At 72.0% G+C, this 15,041-nt stretch carries 14 protein-coding genes; 2 read left to right on the forward strand and 12 right to left on the reverse strand.

Annotation, left to right across the window (positions count from 1 at the left end; translation table 11 throughout):
* Positions 1 to 22: 22 nt before the first annotated feature.
* The 3 genes from ACFVV1_RS03075 to ACFVV1_RS03085 are packed head-to-tail and all read right to left on the reverse strand — an operon-like array spanning position 23 to position 2,045.
* Positions 23 to 289 carry a hypothetical protein gene (locus tag ACFVV1_RS03075; protein WP_389983511.1) on the reverse strand — a complete coding sequence of 89 codons (267 nt, stop codon included), beginning with the start codon at positions 287 to 289 and terminating at the stop codon, positions 23 to 25.
* 17 nt (positions 290 to 306) lie between these two features.
* Entirely contained in the window at positions 307 to 1,062 is a 756-nt protein-coding gene (locus ACFVV1_RS03080) for a TetR/AcrR family transcriptional regulator (RefSeq protein WP_389983514.1), read from the reverse strand.
* Positions 1,063 to 1,109: 47 nt separating this feature from the next.
* Positions 1,110 to 2,045, reverse strand: coding sequence for a diiron oxygenase (locus ACFVV1_RS03085; protein ID WP_389983517.1), 936 nt, complete (start codon positions 2,043 to 2,045; stop codon positions 1,110 to 1,112).
* A 179-nt stretch (positions 2,046 to 2,224) separates the two neighbouring features.
* Between ACFVV1_RS03085 and ACFVV1_RS03090 the strand changes: the two genes are divergently transcribed.
* Entirely contained in the window at positions 2,225 to 3,343 is a 1,119-nt protein-coding gene (locus ACFVV1_RS03090; protein ID WP_389983520.1) for a ferritin-like domain-containing protein, read from the forward strand.
* Positions 3,344 to 3,378: 35 nt separating this feature from the next.
* On the opposite strand, the gene ACFVV1_RS03095 is transcribed toward ACFVV1_RS03090, so the two are convergent.
* Positions 3,379 to 4,263 carry an alpha/beta fold hydrolase gene (locus ACFVV1_RS03095; RefSeq protein ID WP_389983523.1) on the reverse strand — a complete coding sequence of 295 codons (885 nt, stop codon included), beginning with the start codon at positions 4,261 to 4,263 and terminating at the stop codon, positions 3,379 to 3,381.
* 118 nt (positions 4,264 to 4,381) lie between these two features.
* On the opposite strand from ACFVV1_RS03095, the gene ACFVV1_RS03100 reads away from it, so the two are divergent.
* Positions 4,382 to 5,278, forward strand: coding sequence for an ADP-ribosylglycohydrolase family protein (locus ACFVV1_RS03100; RefSeq protein ID WP_389983526.1), 897 nt, complete (start codon positions 4,382 to 4,384; stop codon positions 5,276 to 5,278).
* A gap of 40 nt (positions 5,279 to 5,318) precedes the next feature.
* On the opposite strand, the gene ACFVV1_RS03105 is transcribed toward ACFVV1_RS03100, so the two are convergent.
* The 8 genes from ACFVV1_RS03105 to ACFVV1_RS03140 form a co-directional block, all read right to left on the reverse strand.
* Positions 5,319 to 5,795, reverse strand: coding sequence for a DUF3291 domain-containing protein (locus tag ACFVV1_RS03105; protein ID WP_389983529.1), 477 nt, complete (start codon positions 5,793 to 5,795; stop codon positions 5,319 to 5,321).
* Positions 5,792 to 6,877 (reverse strand): amidase family protein, encoded by a 1,086-nt coding sequence (locus tag ACFVV1_RS03110; protein WP_389983532.1) that lies wholly within the window; start codon positions 6,875 to 6,877, stop codon positions 5,792 to 5,794. The genes ACFVV1_RS03105 and ACFVV1_RS03110 overlap by 4 nt, the downstream gene beginning before the upstream one ends.
* A 4-nt stretch (positions 6,878 to 6,881) precedes the next feature.
* A complete protein-coding gene (locus tag ACFVV1_RS03115; RefSeq protein WP_389983535.1) occupies positions 6,882 to 8,339 on the reverse strand; it encodes a penicillin-binding transpeptidase domain-containing protein in 1,458 nt (485 codons plus the stop codon).
* Positions 8,340 to 8,502: 163 nt separating this feature from the next.
* Positions 8,503 to 9,882 (reverse strand): FtsW/RodA/SpoVE family cell cycle protein, encoded by a 1,380-nt coding sequence (locus tag ACFVV1_RS03120; RefSeq protein WP_389983538.1) that lies wholly within the window; start codon positions 9,880 to 9,882, stop codon positions 8,503 to 8,505.
* 166 nt (positions 9,883 to 10,048) lie between these two features.
* Positions 10,049 to 11,359: an ATP-binding protein gene (locus ACFVV1_RS03125; RefSeq protein ID WP_389983947.1), complete on the reverse strand. Its 1,311-nt coding sequence runs from the start codon at positions 11,357 to 11,359 to the stop codon at positions 10,049 to 10,051.
* Positions 11,360 to 11,466: 107 nt separating this feature from the next.
* Positions 11,467 to 12,216: a hypothetical protein gene (locus ACFVV1_RS03130; RefSeq protein WP_389983540.1), complete on the reverse strand. Its 750-nt coding sequence runs from the start codon at positions 12,214 to 12,216 to the stop codon at positions 11,467 to 11,469.
* A gap of 85 nt (positions 12,217 to 12,301) precedes the next feature.
* A complete protein-coding gene (locus tag ACFVV1_RS03135) occupies positions 12,302 to 12,643 on the reverse strand; it encodes a zinc-ribbon domain-containing protein (protein WP_389983542.1) in 342 nt (113 codons plus the stop codon).
* Positions 12,640 to 14,862: a HEAT repeat domain-containing protein gene (locus tag ACFVV1_RS03140; RefSeq protein WP_389983545.1), complete on the reverse strand. Its 2,223-nt coding sequence runs from the start codon at positions 14,860 to 14,862 to the stop codon at positions 12,640 to 12,642. Before ACFVV1_RS03140 ends, ACFVV1_RS03135 begins: the two co-directional genes overlap by 4 nt.
* Between the last annotated feature and the right edge of the window lie 179 nt (positions 14,863 to 15,041).

The raw sequence follows: 15,041 nt of genomic DNA on the forward strand, positions 1-15,041 counted from the left end.
GGCCGCACCGGGCCCCGTACCCTCAGTCAGGCTTGGACCAGGGCCACTTGGGGCTGTGCCGCACACGGCCCTCGGGGGCGTACTCGTACACCCAGCCGCGCGGAATTCCCAGCCGCTTGGAGTGACCGGCCGGGACTCGGCGGTACGCGTACACGGTGGCGGGCCCGCCGTCGGCGGCGGGCACCGGGACCTCGTACCACTTGGGCGGATGGCCGGTCGGGCCGACGAGGACGGGCAGTACCCGCCCGTCCAGCGGGCCGCCGGTGAAGGGGGTGTTCTCGCTTTTCACCGCGCCAGTCTGACCGATCAGGCCTCGGGCAGCAGATGGGCCGCTCCGCCGACGACCGGGATCAGCCGCTCCGCCAGTCGTCCGGCCGGACCCGCCGCGGTCTCCAGCGGCAGCAGATCCGCCACGGCCGACGCGGTATCCGGGTCCGTCGCCGCCGTCGCGGCCAGCAGCGCGATCAACTGGTCGACGAGCCAGTCGCGCAGATCGGCCGCGGCGGGCTGCTTCCCCTCGTCCAGCCACATCAGGGACGCCGCCTCGACGGCTGCGATCCAGGTGCGCACCATCATCCGCAGCCGGGGCCCGGCCCCGTCCCCCGCACCCGCGTCGCCCCGGCCCAGGTGCAGCAGGATCTGCTCGGCCGCCGCCCGCCGTACCTCGTCGACGATCGCCGTCGTACGGGAGGTCTCGACGACGCTCCCGCCGCGCAGCAGTGCGCTGAAACCGGTGTCGTGCTCGTCCACGAACGCGAGATAGCGGTCGAGCACGCGCAGCACCCGCTCGGTGGGCGGGCCCACGGGCGGCTCGCTGAAGCACAGGATCAGCTTCTCGGCGGCGGACCTCAGCGCCGCCTCGTACAACTGCTGCCGCCCGCCGGGGAAGTAGCGGTACACGAGCGGGCGGGAGACCCCGGCGACCGTCGCCACCTCGTCGAGCGAGACCTCGTCGGGGGCCCGGTGCGCGAACAGGGTGAGGGCCGCGCCGAGGAGCTGGGTGCGGCGCTCCTCGACGCTGAGCCTTCGGTACGCACGGGTCGGCGGCGCGGCAGTGGTCATGCCATGAAGCCTAAGTGCTCCGCCCGAACGGGCAACGGGGCGTCGGCTCAGGCGAGGAGACCGGAGCTCTTCCACAACCTGCGCCCCACCCCGTTGAGTACCCCGATGTCGTCGAAGAAGTCCGTCAGCCGCTTCGCGCCGCTCTGCATGACCTCCGCCCGGTGTCCGCTCGCCCTCACCTGGGCGACGGCCTCGCGGCGGTCCAGGCCGACGTTCTCGTACACCTGCGGGTTGACGAAGCAGACGGAGAAGACCCGGGCCGCCTCGCCGCAGCTCACCCGGGTGAGCTCGCGCTCCCAGCGCGGGGCGGTCACCATCTGGCGGCGCAGCTCCTCGCGGGCGTACCGGACGTGCCGCGCCTCCTCGACGACATGGATACGGGTCACGCCGCGCACCAGCGTCTGGACGCGCTCGTCCGGGAACGTCAGCCGCTGCATCCAGTCGAGGATCTCCTCGCCGAGCAGCGTCGCGGCGAACGAACCGGGCGTGGTGGAGACGGTCTTCAGCACGCGTGCGAGGTTGTGATAGACGCGCGGTACGGGGTAGTCGGGCGAGCCGCCCCACTTGATCATGCGGGCGAACATCATCGAATGCCGGCACTCGTCGGCTATCTCGGTGAGCGCGTAGCGGACGTGGTTGCTGGTCACCCGCTTGTCGTAGATGTGGCGGACCAGCAGCTGCATGAGGATGATCTCGAACCAGATGCCCAAGGAGGCCAGCGACGCCGCCTCGTGCCTGGACAGGTCCATCCGCTGCTCCTCGGACATCCGCCGCCACAGCGGGGTGTCGTAGAGCGAGACGAGCTCGGGCGGCCAGAACCACGTGCCGTCCTCGATCGCCGCGTCCCAGTCGAGTTCCTTGTCCGGGTCGAAGGAGTGCTTGGCCGAGGACGCGAGCAGCCGCTCGGCGATCTCCTCGCGGTCCCGGAGCGGGCCGAGTGCGTCACGGAGCAACTGCACGTCGCGTTCGGTCACTGTCGTCATGGCTGGAGGCACCTCACCCAGGGGTTACCGGCGGTCACTCCTTATGAGACTCCCTGTCAGCAATGCCGTCAATCCCTTGTGCGCGACTTGTTGACCCGGTGTCTACCAGCGTGTGAACCTGCCAACTGACGCAACTGCCACGGAACTTGTCGGAGCATGCAGGCGAAAAGGAGCCGTCCGTGTCGACACACGACCTCTACACCACCGCCCCGGACACACCGCTCTGGCAGGTGCCCGCCTCCGGCGCGGCCCGCTTCAGCTGGGATTACGACGACGGCCGCGAACGCCTGCTCGCCCTCTACCAGAAGGGCAAGGACAAGCAGTGGGACGGCAACAAGCGCATCGACTGGTCCCTGGAGGTCGACCCCGCCGACCCGCTCGGAACCCCGGACGACGTCCTCACCCTGTACGGCACGCCGCACTGGGCGAAGATGACCGAGAAGGACCGGGGCGATCTGCGCACGCACTACACCGCCTGGCAGTTCAGCCAGTTCCTCCACGGTGAGCAGGGCGCCATGGTCTGCGCGGCCAGGATCGTGGAGTCCGTCCCCGACCTGGACGCGAAGTTCTACTCCGCGACCCAGACCATGGACGAGGCCCGGCACGCGGAGATCTACAGCCGGTTCCTGCACGAGAAGATCGGGATGCTCTACCCGGTCAACGACAACCTCCAGGGGCTGCTCGGCGACACCCTGCGCGACTCCCGCTGGGACATGCCGTACCTCGGCATGCAGGTCCTCATCGAGGGCCTCGCCCTGGCCGCGTTCGGCATGATCCGCGACACGACGACCAAGCCGCTGCCCAAGCAGATCCTCGCGTACGTCATGCAGGACGAGGCCCGGCACGTCGCCTTCGGGCGGATGGCGCTGCGCGACTACTACAAGCAGCTGAGCGACGCCGAACTGCGCGAACGCGAGGAGTTCGTCATCGAGGGCTGCTATCTGATGCGCGACCGGCTCAGGGGCGTCGAGGTGCTGGAGAACTTCGGCATCGGCAAGCGCGAGGCCGAGGAGCTCTCCGAGCAGTCACCGTTCCTGCAGCTCTTCCGCAAGCTGCTGTTCAGCCGGATAGTGCCGTGCGTCAAGGACATCGGCCTGTGGGGCGCACGGCTCCAGAAGGCCTACGTCGACATGGGCGTCCTCGAACTCGGCGACTCCAGCCTGGACCTGCTGATGGCCCAGGACGAGGAGCTGGCCGAGCAGCTGGACCGGGACCGGTTCGCGGCGGAGGAACAGGCCAGGGTCGCGGAGGTCGAAGAAGCGATGGCGCAGGGCGGGGCCGGCGCGTCCGGGGACTGAGAACAGAGCGGCCGTCCGGCGGGGACCCGGGGGACTCACAGCCGGGCGACGAATCCCCGCACCAGCTCGGCCACCCGCTCCGGAACCTCCAGCAGCATCGCGTGCGTCGCCCCGATGCCCTGGACCGTGACGCCCGCCCGCTCCGCCGCCAGCTCCGCCAGATCCCGGGCCAGGCCCTGCCCGTACGCCTCCAACAGCTCGTCCAGCCACTCCGTGCCGGGCATCGGCGGTACCCGATGCAGGGCCCGGACCAGCAGCAACGGGCAGGGGACACGGCGGAACAAGGCGAACAGATCGAGGGCGTCCAGAGCATTCAGCATCTCCAGCGCGCACTCCCGCTCCGGCAGCAACTGCCACCCGCCGTCATCGAGTTCCCGCACACTCGCGCGAAACGACGCCTCGGCCCGCTCGTAGGGGATGCCCAGCCCCATGCTGTACGTGGCCTGCTGCTCCACGTACTCCGCGGGCATTCGCTGCCCCGCCGACGCCCGGGCCGAGCTCCCGATCTCGGCCAGCCGCCGCGTCACCTCGCCCGCGTCCAGCCCCGGGTATTGCGCGGGCGTGCCCCACCAGAAACCGTCCAGGTTCACCGCCCCCGACACCCGGTCCGGCCGCTCGGCGGCGTACAGCGCGGCGACCATCCCGCCCAGCGAATGCCCGACGGGGACGACGGCGCCCGAGACCCCCACGGCGGCGAGGGTCTCGTCCAGGTCGCTCAGCACTGAGTCGAACGACCACGACGCAGCGGCGCTGCGGCCGTGCCCGGGCAGGTCCACGGCGAGCACCCGGTGGCCGGCGGTGAGGTGCGGGGCGACGGCATCCCAGTCGGCGAGGGAACGCGAGGCCGCATGGAGCAGAAGAAGGACCGGCCGGCCACCACCGTCGGGGCCGCCGTGGTCGCGTACATGAAGAACGGTCATGCAGTCACGGTAGGGCGCGAAAAGCGGCTCGAGATCGTTCGACAGCACGATGGAACGGGGCACTTTCCAGGGCCATAATGGATGTACGCCGTTCGCCGGTCCCGGAAGGATGGCGCGTATGACGACTCCGCCCCCGCCCCTCACCGCAGGCTCCGCAGCCGCCCGCCGAAGCCTTGAAGGACTGGCCCTGGGCGATGCGTTCGGCGAGCGGTGGTTCCCGCTCTTCCGCGAGCCCCGGCAGGCATTCGATGAGATCAGGGCGCGTCGCACCCCCGAGGAACCGGTCTGGCACTGGACCGACGACACCGCCCTGGCCCGCGCCCTGCTGCGCGTCATCGACGAGCACGGCCGGGTCGAACAGGACCGCCTCGCCCTCTGCTTCGCGCTCGCGTTCGAGGCCGATCCGGCCCGCGGCTACGGCCACGGCATGCACATCCTGCTGCCCGAACTGCTGACCTCACCGGCCGACTGGCGCACGCTGGCGCCCGAACTCTTCGAGGGCGGCAGCCTCGGCAACGGCGCCGCGATGAGGGTCGCACCGCTCGGCGCGCACTTTCACGAGGACGTCCCTCACGCCGCCGAGCAGGCCGCGCTGCAGGCGGCCGTCACCCACGCACATCCGGAGGGCATCGCGGGCGCGGTGGCCGTCGCGGTCGCGGCGGCGCTGTCGGTCCGCGGCGAGTTCACCCTCGCCGCGGTCGCCGACCGTACCCCCGAAGGGCTCGTACGCGACGGCCTGCACCGAGCCCTGGACGTGCCCTTCGCCACCGAGCCGTGGAAGGCTGCCGATCTGCTGGGCAACGGACAGCGCATCCGCGCCGACGACACGGTCCCGTTCGCCCTGTGGACCGCGGCCCGGCACCCGGACGACCTGGAAGCGGCCCTCTGGGCAACGGCCGAGGGCTTCGGTGACGTCGACACGACCTGCGCCATCACCGGCGGCGTCGTCGGCGCGGCCACCGGGGTCGGCAAAGTGCCCGCACAGTGGCTGCGACGCCGGGAGCCGCTGAACTGAGCCGTCAGCCCTTCGCGGCCGGCGCCGCCCGACCGCCCGGTCAGCCCGTCGCGGCAGGTGCCGGGAAGGACTTCCGCAGAGTGAACGCCCGCTCCGTGGGCCCGTGTTCACGCAGATGGAGCAGGCGCTCCTCGGCGTCCCGCACCGTTGGGCGGACGCCCGCCGGTACCCACCACAGGGCCGTCATCGCCTCCTCCACCCGCTCGAACCACTCGCGGCGCCGGGCGAGGAGTTCGCGGTGCTGCCCCTGGTACATGAACGCCGTCAGCGCGTCCGTGTCGCGCCACACCGACATGTTCATGATCAACCGACTGTCCCCGAAGACCGGTACGTCGGTGGCGTTGCCGGTCTCGCTCTGCAGCCGCCAGACGAAGCCGGGGGCCCGGTCGGCCACCGCGTTCACCGGGTCGAGGGCGTCGACGAAGTCCTTCAGCTCGGGGGAGTCCAGGGGGAATCCGAGGCGGGCTATGTTCACCTGGGCCAGTTCGTGGCCGGTCTGCGGGTCGCTGTGTGTCATGGCCGCACGGTAATCAATGCGTTCTCCACACCACGGGCCGTTCCGAGCAGCGAGACGTCCGCCCCGCGCTCCGCCACCAGCTGGAGCCCGACCGGGCAGCCGTCCGCCGTGAATCCGGCGGGCACACTCGCGGCGGGATGGCCGCTGAGGTTGAACGCCCAGGTCAGGGCGGTCGAGTAGAGCTCGCCCGGACCGTCGTGGCCGTGCGGGCGGTTGGGGGTGGTCGGGGTGAGCAGCAGCGGAGTACGGGCGAACAGGGCGTCGAGCCGGAGGTCGTTCTCGCGCCGGATCTCCGCGGCGGCCGGGAACGGCTCCCCGCTCCGGACCGCCTGCCACGCCTCTCGCGGGTCGAGCAGCTCGCACGTACGGTCCACGAGCCGCACCACCCGGGCGGCAACGAGCCGCCGCACCGCGTGCCGGACGACCGACTCGACTTCCGGGTCGACCCGCGCGTACCCCAGATCGGGGCTGAACACGGCAGGGAGCGGAAGGTCCGCCGTTGCCGGGACGTCCGCCGTCGCCGGTTCACAGCCGTCCAGGACGCAGCGCAGATAGGTCTCGGCATGAGCCGCCGAACGGGCCAGCACCCCGGCGGACGCGAGGCCGGACCGGTCGGGGGAGGGCAGCAGGCCGTTCGTCGTCTTCAGCCCGAACACCCCGCACCACGCAGCCGGAATGCGTACCGACCCCGCCCCGTCGCCGCCGGTCGCCAGCTCCACCAGATCCGCCGCGACCGCCACCGCCGAGCCGGCCGAGGAGCCGCCCGGCGTGCGGTCGGGGCGCCACGGGTTGACCGTACGGCCATGGGCACCCAGCCCCCAGGTCTGCCAGGGCGTACCGGGGCCCGGCACCGAGGTCGCGCCGACCGGGACGCCACCGGCCGCGATCAGCTGCCGGGCCGCGTACGAACGGATACCGGTCCGTCCCTTGACGGCGAACGGCATCCCGCCCAAGGGGAGGTGACGGGCCCGCTCCGCGTCGGCGAGCGCCCTTGTGGGCCACACCTCGATGAACGCGCACAGGCGCGGATCCGCCCGCCCGATCCGCTCCAGCGCCCGGCCCGTCTCGCCCGCATCCGCCACGCGGTCAGTCTCGCAGGGCCGCCTCCATGACGGAACGGGCGATCGGGGCCGCGCTGCCGCCGCCACTGATGTCGGCCCGGTTCGCGGCGGCGTCCTCGACGACCACGGCGACCGCGACGGCCGGCTGCCCCGCGTTCGGCGCCTGCGCCCAGGAGATGAACCAGGCGTAGGGCCTGCCCGAGTTGTCGATGCCGTGCTGTGCGGTGCCGGTCTTGCCGCCGACCGTCACCCCGTCGATCGCGGCGTTGGACCCGGTGCCCTGCTCCACGACGTCGACCATCATCCGCCGCAGCTGCGTGGCCGTCCGCGGGTTCATGGCCCGGTGGTAGGTGCGCGAGCCGTTCCGGTGGACGGTCGAACCGCTTCTCGTGGTCGTACGGGCCACCAGATACGGGTACTTGAGGTCGCCGCCGTTCGCCACGGCAGAGGCGACCATCGCCATCTGGAGCGGTGTCGCCGACGTGTCGAACTGCCCGATCGACGAGAGCGCCAGCTGGTCGTCGCTCATCTTCGTGTCGAAGTTGCTCTTCGCCACCCCCGACGGGATCTTCAGCCCGGTGTCGTTGAAGCCGAACTTGCGCACCGCGTCCACCATGCCCTTCAGTCCGACGCGCACCCCGAGTTCCGCCATCACGGTGTTGCAGGAGACCCGGATCGCCTCGGCGAGCGGGGCGTTCTCGCAGCCCTCCGCCTCGTTGGGGAGCGTGGTCGTCGTACCCGGCAGCACATAGGGGGACGGGGTGTCGGTCTCGGCGTCGGGATCGGTGACGACGTCCGCGTCGAGCGCCGCCGCCGCCGTCACGATCTTGAAGGTGGAGCCCGGCGGATACGTCTGCCGGATCGCCCGGTTGAGCATCGGCCGGCTCTTCGCCGCGTTCAGCCGCAGCCAGGCGTCGGTGACGGACGAACCGGTTCCGGAGAGCCGCCCGGGATCGTACGAGGGGGTGGAGACCAGCGCCAGGATTTTGCCGGTCGACGGTTCGACGGCGGCGACCGCGCCCCGGCGCCCGCCGAGCCCGTCGTAGGCGGCGCGCTGCATCGAGTCCTTGATGGTCGTGACGACATTGCCGCCGGGCTGCTGGCTGCGGGTGATCTCGTTCCACAGCGGGAACGGGGCGAGCATCGAGTCGGTGCCGGACAGGATGCCGTCCTCGGCGTGCTCGATCAGGGTCGTGCCGTACGTCTGCGAGGCGTAACCGGTCACCGGCGCGTACAGCGGGCCGTTCTTGTACGTGCGCTCGTACGTGAGCTGCTCGCCGGTGTTCCGGGAGCCCGTGACGGACTTGCCGCCGACCAGGATGTTGCCGCGCGGCTGGTGGTAGCGGGCGATCGTGAGGCGGCGGTTGGCGGGGTTGTTGTCCAGGCTGTCGGCGTCGAGGACCTGGACACGGGCGGCGTTCAGCAGCAGCGCCACGAGCAGCAGAAGCAGGAGCGCGGCGGCCCGGCGGATGTAGCGGATCACGGCCTGACCTCCGGGGCTCGTGACGGGTATGACGGGTACGACGGGTACGACGGGTACGACGGGTACGACGGGTACGGGAGCACGGCGGGCCGGCGCGGGGTCGCGGCTCGCGCGTACGAGGCCACGGTTCGCGCGTACGGGATCGAGGGCGGCGCGCCGGGGGTCACAGTTCGTCCTCCGTCATCGGCGCGATGACTCCGGTCTCCACCTGGCCGGGGTGCGGTCTGCGGGCCTGGTCGCTCACCCGGATCAGCAGCGCCACGATGATCCAGTTGGTGACGACGGACGAACCGCCCTGGGCGAGGAACGGCATCGCCATGCCCGTCAGCGGGATCAGCCCCATCACTCCGCCCGCGATCACGAACACCTGGAGCGCCAGGATCGAGGCGAGACCGATCGACAGCAGCCGTCCGAAGGGGTCGCGCAGGGCGAGCCCGGCGCGGTAGCCGCGGGCGACGAGCAGCGCGTACAGCAGGAAGACCGCGGTCAGCCCGGTCAGACCGAGCTCCTCGCCCGCCGTCGCCAGAATGAAGTCGGACTTGGCGGCGAAACCGATGAGGATGGAGTGGCCGAGCCCCAGCCCGGTGCCGAGCATCCCGCCCGCGGCGAACGCGAACAGCGACTGGGCCAGCTGGCTGGGGCCCTGACCGGCTTTGATGGAGGCGAACGGATCGAGCCAGTCCTGGACCCGGCTGTGCACATGCGGTTCGAAGGAGCCGACGACGAACGCGCCGACGGCGGCGAGCAGCAGACCCACCGCGATCCAGCCGGTCCGGCCGGTCGCCACGTACAGCATGATCACGAAGAGGCCGAAGAAGAGCAGAGACGTGCCCAGATCGCGTTCCAGGACCAGTACGCCGACGCTGAGCAGCCAGATCGCCACGATCGGGCCGAGCACCCGGCCGGTGGGGAGCTGGAGCTTCCAGATGGTGCGGCCGGTGTAGGCGAGGGCGTTGCGGTTCGCGGCGAGATACGCGGCGAAGAACACCGCGAGCAGGATCTTGGCGAACTCACCGGGCTGGAAGGAGAATCCGCCGACCCGGATCCAGATCTTGGCGCCGTTCACCGCGGGGAAGAAGATCGGCACGATCATCAGGACCAGGGCGGTGGCGACCGAGAGATAGGCGTACCGCTGGAGCACCCGGTGGTCGCGCAGGAGGACGACCACCGCGATGAAGAGCGCCACGCCGAGCGTGGACCAGATCAGCTGGGTGGGGGCCGCCTGGTCCTTCGGGGTCTCCAGGTCGAGCCGGTAGATCAGCACCAGGCCGAGACCGTTGAGGAGTACGGCGATGGGCAGCAGCAGCGGATCGGCGTACGGGGCCCGTAACCGGACCGCGAGATGGGCGACGAGGGCGAGCAGCCCCAGGCCGGCGCCGTAACCGGCCACATCGGGCGGGACCGCGCCGTTCCGGGCCAGGCCGACGGCGGCGTAGCCGTAGACGGGGATGAGGACGGCCCCGATGAGGAGCAGGAGCTCGACTCCGCGCCGCTTGGGCAGACGTAGATCGGGCGGGGGTGCGTCCGCCGTCGTTGCGGTCATGCCACGCAACGTAGCAAGAGGTGGTGTCTATTTCCCTTATGTCATAGCGGGTATGTCCATCGGGAGGACGGGCCGACAACTGATGCCGACATGCTTCGCCGATGTGCTTGTGCGGGCCGTCCGGCGGCGGGCATCGGCGGACACGTGACATTGACACACCGTCACCTCAGTGCTGCCGCCCGGATCCCCGATCGTCCCGGCGCTCCGCCGCCTCGTCGTCCGGTCGTGCGTACGCGGGGAGCGTCAGCCGGGCCACCGCGCCGCCGTCCGGGGCGTTGCGGAAGACGAGGCCGGCGCCGATGGCCGCCGCCTGCGCGACGGCGATGGTCAGCCCGAGACCGTGTCCCTTACCGACGCCCTCGGTACGGAACCGCTGCGGGCCGTCCTTCAGCAGATAGTCCGGAAAGCCCGGTCCGTGATCGCGTACGGTCACCGTCGGCCCGTCGACCGTCAGTACCACCGGGGGGCGGCCGTGCCTGTGCGCGTTGGTGATCAGATTGCCCAGCACCCGCTCCAGGCGCCGCTTGTCGGTCTCGACGCGCACCGGCGCCGGTGGTCGCCCCGGGACGGTGTCCCCGAAACGGATCTCGGTGTCCGTTCCGGACGCGCGCACCACGCGTTCGACGAGCGGCGCCAGTTCGTGCACATCGAGATCGACCTGTTCGGTACGGGCGTCCAGCCGGGAGATCTCCAGCAGGTCCTCCGTCAGCGCCCGCATCGTCCGGACCCGGTCCCGCACCAGCTCGGACGGGCGCCCCGGCGGCAGCAGTTCGGCGGCGGCCGACAGTCCGGTCAGCGGGGTGCGGAGCTCGTGCGCCACATCGGCGGTGAACCGCTGCTCGGTCAGCAGCTTGCGCTGGAGCGTGGACGCCATCGTGTCCAGCGCTCCGGCGACGATCGCCACCTCGTCCTGCGGGCGCGAAGGGTCCGCCGTACGCGGGTCGTCGACGCGGGCGTCGAGGTCGCCCGCACTGATCCGGCGTGCCACCCGGGCCGTCTGGTGCAGCCGCCGGGTGACCCGGGTGACGGCGAACGCGCCGACGAGGACGGTGGCGCCGGTGGCCAGCAGGGAAGAGCCGATGATCGCCCCGTCGAGGTCGTTGATCGTGCGGGCGCTCTGGCTGTAGTCCACCTGTGTGGCCAGTGCGCGGCCGTCGGCCGGAGTCGCCGCCCACATGGCGGGACGCCCGTTGTGATCGGCGACGAGCGTGCCGCGCCGGCCGTGCGCGGCGAGCGCGCGCAGGGAGGCCGGCAGCCCCGGCGGATCGATGCCGGAACCCGGCGGGAGCTCCTCGCCCGCCTCGTACGCGGCGCTGACGTCCGCCAGTCGCGACAACGCCTCCTCGCGGGCCTGGCCGACGGTCGCACGGGTCACCTCGGTGTGGACCAGCACGCTCAGCAGCGCGGCGAGGGCGCAGCACATCACGGTGATGAAGACGGCCGACTTCCAGGTGAGCGTCGCGGTCCAGGAAGGCATCCGCGGCCTGCGCCGCTCCCTGCCCTGCTGTCCGGGCCCGCCCTGTTCCCTGCCCTGCTGTCCGGGCCCGCCCTGCTCCGCCCCCTGCCGCCCGGTCCGGTGCCGTCTCATCGGCGCTCCGCGGACACACCGGCGGACGGGGTGGCGGCCGGCCGGGTGGCAGTGGGGCGCGGCTGCGCGGCCCGGGTCGGAGGAATCCGCAGGATCTCGTCCCGGGTGGGCAGCATCGCGCGCTGCCGGTCGTCCCAGGACCAGGCGGTGCGGTACTCGTATCCGGTGATGGCCGACGGCACCCGCATGATCAGGTCCCGCCCGGCCAGCTGGACGCTGATCACGGCGTCCGCGGTCGACAGGATCCGGGTCAGGCCGCCCGCCTCCGGCGTGTAGACCCGCACGGAGAGCTGGTGGTCGGCCAGCCGGATGCCGAGCACCAGCTCGTCCTTGCCGTCGCCCGTCAGGTCACGGTAGTAGGGCCGCAGTACGGGACAGGAGGCCGGCTCGGTGCGGCACGCGTCGATGCGCCGGACGGTGTCGGCGGGGAGGTCGGCGGTGCCGCCGGCCCGGTTGGGCCGGGCCTTCAGGCCGGCCTGCACCACCGCGACCGGGTCCAGACGGTGCACATCGCCGTGCGGCACCTTGATTCCGGGGATCCGCGCGGTCTCGCCCTCGCCGTAGTCGTACGGAGCGGCGGAGGCGGGCGGCAGCTCGGGCCACAGCCGGGCGGGCCCGACGGCGTTCGGGGCAGGTCCGGTGCTCCGCAGTCCGCCGGCGACGCCACAGCCGGCCAGCAGTGCTGCGCCGACGACGACCCCGAGGGCCGCCGCCGTGCGGCACCGCATCCGGCGTTGCGGACGCATGACAGCTCCCTTCCCACGGTCCGTACCTCATAGACCTTATTCGGAAGGAAGTCTGTTATGCCTATTTAGTGCCCGGTGGTGCTGGTCAGTGCTGGTACGGGTTCTGGCCCTGTCCACCCGGCGCGTACCCCGGCTGCCCCTGCGCCGGCCCCTGCTCCTGCCCCTGCCCGAACGGGTTGCCGTTCTGCGAGGCGGCATGCTGCGCCAGCAGCTGTTCGGCCGCCTCCTTCGGGATCTGCTGCTCCCCGCCGCAGAACGTGCACTGCGTCGCGAACTTCGTCGAGAACGGGAACAGCGGCACGAAGAACAGCGTGAACTTGGTGACGCGCTTGCGCAGTGTGTGCGCGGCCGGATTGGCGCACCAGCCGCAGACCATCGTCAGGATGGCCAGTTGGTACAGATAACCCCGCGTACCGAAAATGATCATGTTGTGGGTCCCTTCCCCGTATCACCCAGAAGAGCCTGCCGGCAGAGCGCCAGCAGCTTTTCGTCCTCGTATGTGTCGTGGCTGCCGTATCCGCCGTCCATCGCGTTGTGACGGCGTACGGAGGCGAGTTCGGCGCGCAACGCGTGCGCCACGTCCGACCCTGCACCAGCGACCCCCGTCCGCGCCAGGGATTCCGCCACCCGGACCCGGACATGACGATGCTGCTCCCAGGCCGTCAGGAGCACCGGCACGGACTCGTCGGTCCGCCCGGACACGTCCCACAGCGCGACCGCCGCATCCACCCGCAGCCATGGCTCCTCGTGCCGGAGCAACGCGCGCAGCCGGGGCGCGGTCACCGCCGCCCGGGTCCCGAGCCTGCCCAGCGCGTTCACCGCGGAGCGCCGCTCGTGGACGCGCTCCGCCTGGAGGCCCTCGATCAGCACCGGCAGCACGGCGTCGGCATCCCCGTCGACCGCCCACAGCGCCTGAGCCGCCTCGGTCGCCGAGGTGGACCCGGGACGGCGCAGCAGCGTACGCAGCTCCGGTACGGCACTGTGTGCGGCGGGCCCGAACGAGCCGAGCGCCCGCAGCGCCGCCGTACGCAGCCACTCGCCCCGGTACTCCGGCGCGCCGCGCAACACCCGAAGCACCTCCGGCGTCGCCTCGTCCGCCCGCAGCGCGGTCAGCCCCGCGAGGAGCGGGCCCGCCCGGTCGTACGCCGCCTCATCGAGACGGACCTCGCCGAGCCTGCGGCGCAGTGCCGTGGCCAGCGGGGCCGCCGCCGCGCCCAGGTGGCCGATGGTGAACCCCACATCGTGCGGCACCTCGGGCCGCTCCAGTGCCGCGGCCAGCGCGGGCACGGCCCGCGCATCACCCAGCCGGGCCAGCGCCTTCACCGCGCTGCCGAGCCCCGCGGGGCCGCTCGGCCAGTCCTGCACCCAGGCACCGGGGTCCGCCGCCACCCGCGCGGCCAGCGCGTCGGCGGCGGGCGCGGCCAGCCCGAAGAGCTCCTCCAGCACATGCGCGGCGGTCCCGGCCAGCTGTGGCTCCGGCGTGGCGAGCTGCTCGCCGACGAGCCGGACCAGCTCCTCGTACGAGCCGCGCCAGACCCGGATCAGCCCGCTGCTCATCCGCAGCGCGTCGATCCGCTGCCGCCGGTCTGGGCTGCGCAGCTGGTCCGACAGCAGCGCCGTCCGCTCGGCGACCCGGTCGTCGAGCCCGATATGCAGCGTCCGCAGCAGATCCGCGGTCCAGGGGGCGGTGTGCCCCGAGGTCTCCTCGTCGGACAGCGCCCGCAGCTGCCCCACCAGAGTCACCGGCGCGGCCCGCTCCTCGGCGGGCGGCTCCCCGGCCCCGGCCGGCTCGGGGTGCGCGTCGACGGCCGCGACCGCCTCGGCCGCACCGGCCTGGGTACCGGCCGCCTTGGCCTGGGTACCGGCCGCGCCGGTCCGATCGTCGGTCGCGGGGGCCGCCCCGGACCGGCGCGCGGGCGCGGAGCGCAGCTGCCGCAGCAGCCCCGCCACCACCCGTACGACATCGCCCGGCAGCGCGTCCGGCGCGCACCGCGCCAACTGGGCCAGAGCGGCGAGCCGCAGCCCCGCCGGGAACCCCTCACCGGCGAGCCGGGACAGCCAGCCGGCCGTCTGCCCGGCCAGCCCAGGGTGCCGCAGAGCGACCCGCCCGGCGGCCTCGACCAGGGCGAGCCGCACCTCCTCGGCCGGCTCCACCGGCAGCCGCTCCCGCAGCAGCGCGAGCACCCGCGCCGGGCGGTTGTGGAGGGTGGCGAGCGCCAGGGGAGCGCTGAGCCGCACTCCCGGGTCCTCGTCGGCCATCAGCTCGCAGAACACCCCGGCGCCCGCGGTGACGGCGGTCGCCGCCATCGCGTAGTTCGCCGCGCCCTCGATCTCCTCCTCGTCGATCTCGTCCTCGTCGTCCCCGTCCAGATCGATGCCGCCGATGCTGGTGAGCAGCTCGACGACGCTGCCCCGGTCCTGAATCCCCGGATCCACGACCAGCTCGAACAGAAAAGGTATGCAGGCCAGCGTGCAGGCGTACACATCGCCCTGGTGGTGAACGGCCCCGTACATACCGTCCAGCGCCGCCTCGCGCTCCGCCGGATCGTCGGACGCGAGGCCCCGCAGCATCGCCGGCACATCATCGGCAGGCCCGTAGGCATGCTCCATCGAGGCCCAGTCGACCTCGTCGATTCCTGCGAACACGCCATCGCCTCCCCACGCAACTCCACGAAGCAGTGTCTGCGAGGAGTGTGCACCACGGTTCGGACGCTCCGCCCTCCACATGCGGTCTTTTCCATACGGACATGACAAGGTCGTCCGACCTGCGTCATGCGGCCGCGGGGACGAATTCCGGCCGTCCCGACGGCCTGTACGACACGCCA

Origin of the sequence: Streptomyces sp. NPDC058092 (assembly GCF_042884935.1) — a bacterium.
Taxonomy (GTDB): Bacteria; Actinomycetota; Actinomycetes; order Streptomycetales; family Streptomycetaceae; genus Streptomyces.

Excerpts from the sequence above, each read along its gene's own strand:
- ACFVV1_RS03080 (WP_389983514.1), bottom strand. The coding sequence starts at position 1,062 with ATGACCACTGCCGCGCCGCCGACCCGTGCGTACCGAAGGCTCAGCGTC.
- ACFVV1_RS03085 (WP_389983517.1), bottom strand. The coding sequence starts at position 2,045 with ATGACGACAGTGACCGAACGCGACGTGCAGTTGCTCCGTGACGCACTC.
- ACFVV1_RS03095 (WP_389983523.1), bottom strand. The coding sequence starts at position 4,263 with ATGACCGTTCTTCATGTACGCGACCACGGCGGCCCCGACGGTGGTGGC.
- ACFVV1_RS03100 (WP_389983526.1), top strand. The coding sequence starts at position 4,382 with ATGACGACTCCGCCCCCGCCCCTCACCGCAGGCTCCGCAGCCGCCCGC.
- ACFVV1_RS03105 (WP_389983529.1), bottom strand. The coding sequence starts at position 5,795 with ATGACACACAGCGACCCGCAGACCGGCCACGAACTGGCCCAGGTGAAC.
- ACFVV1_RS03120 (WP_389983538.1), bottom strand. The coding sequence starts at position 9,882 with ATGACCGCAACGACGGCGGACGCACCCCCGCCCGATCTACGTCTGCCC.
- ACFVV1_RS03125 (WP_389983947.1), bottom strand. The coding sequence starts at position 11,359 with ATGCCTTCCTGGACCGCGACGCTCACCTGGAAGTCGGCCGTCTTCATC.
- ACFVV1_RS03130 (WP_389983540.1), bottom strand. The coding sequence starts at position 12,216 with ATGCGTCCGCAACGCCGGATGCGGTGCCGCACGGCGGCGGCCCTCGGG.
- ACFVV1_RS03135 (WP_389983542.1), bottom strand. The coding sequence starts at position 12,643 with ATGATCATTTTCGGTACGCGGGGTTATCTGTACCAACTGGCCATCCTG.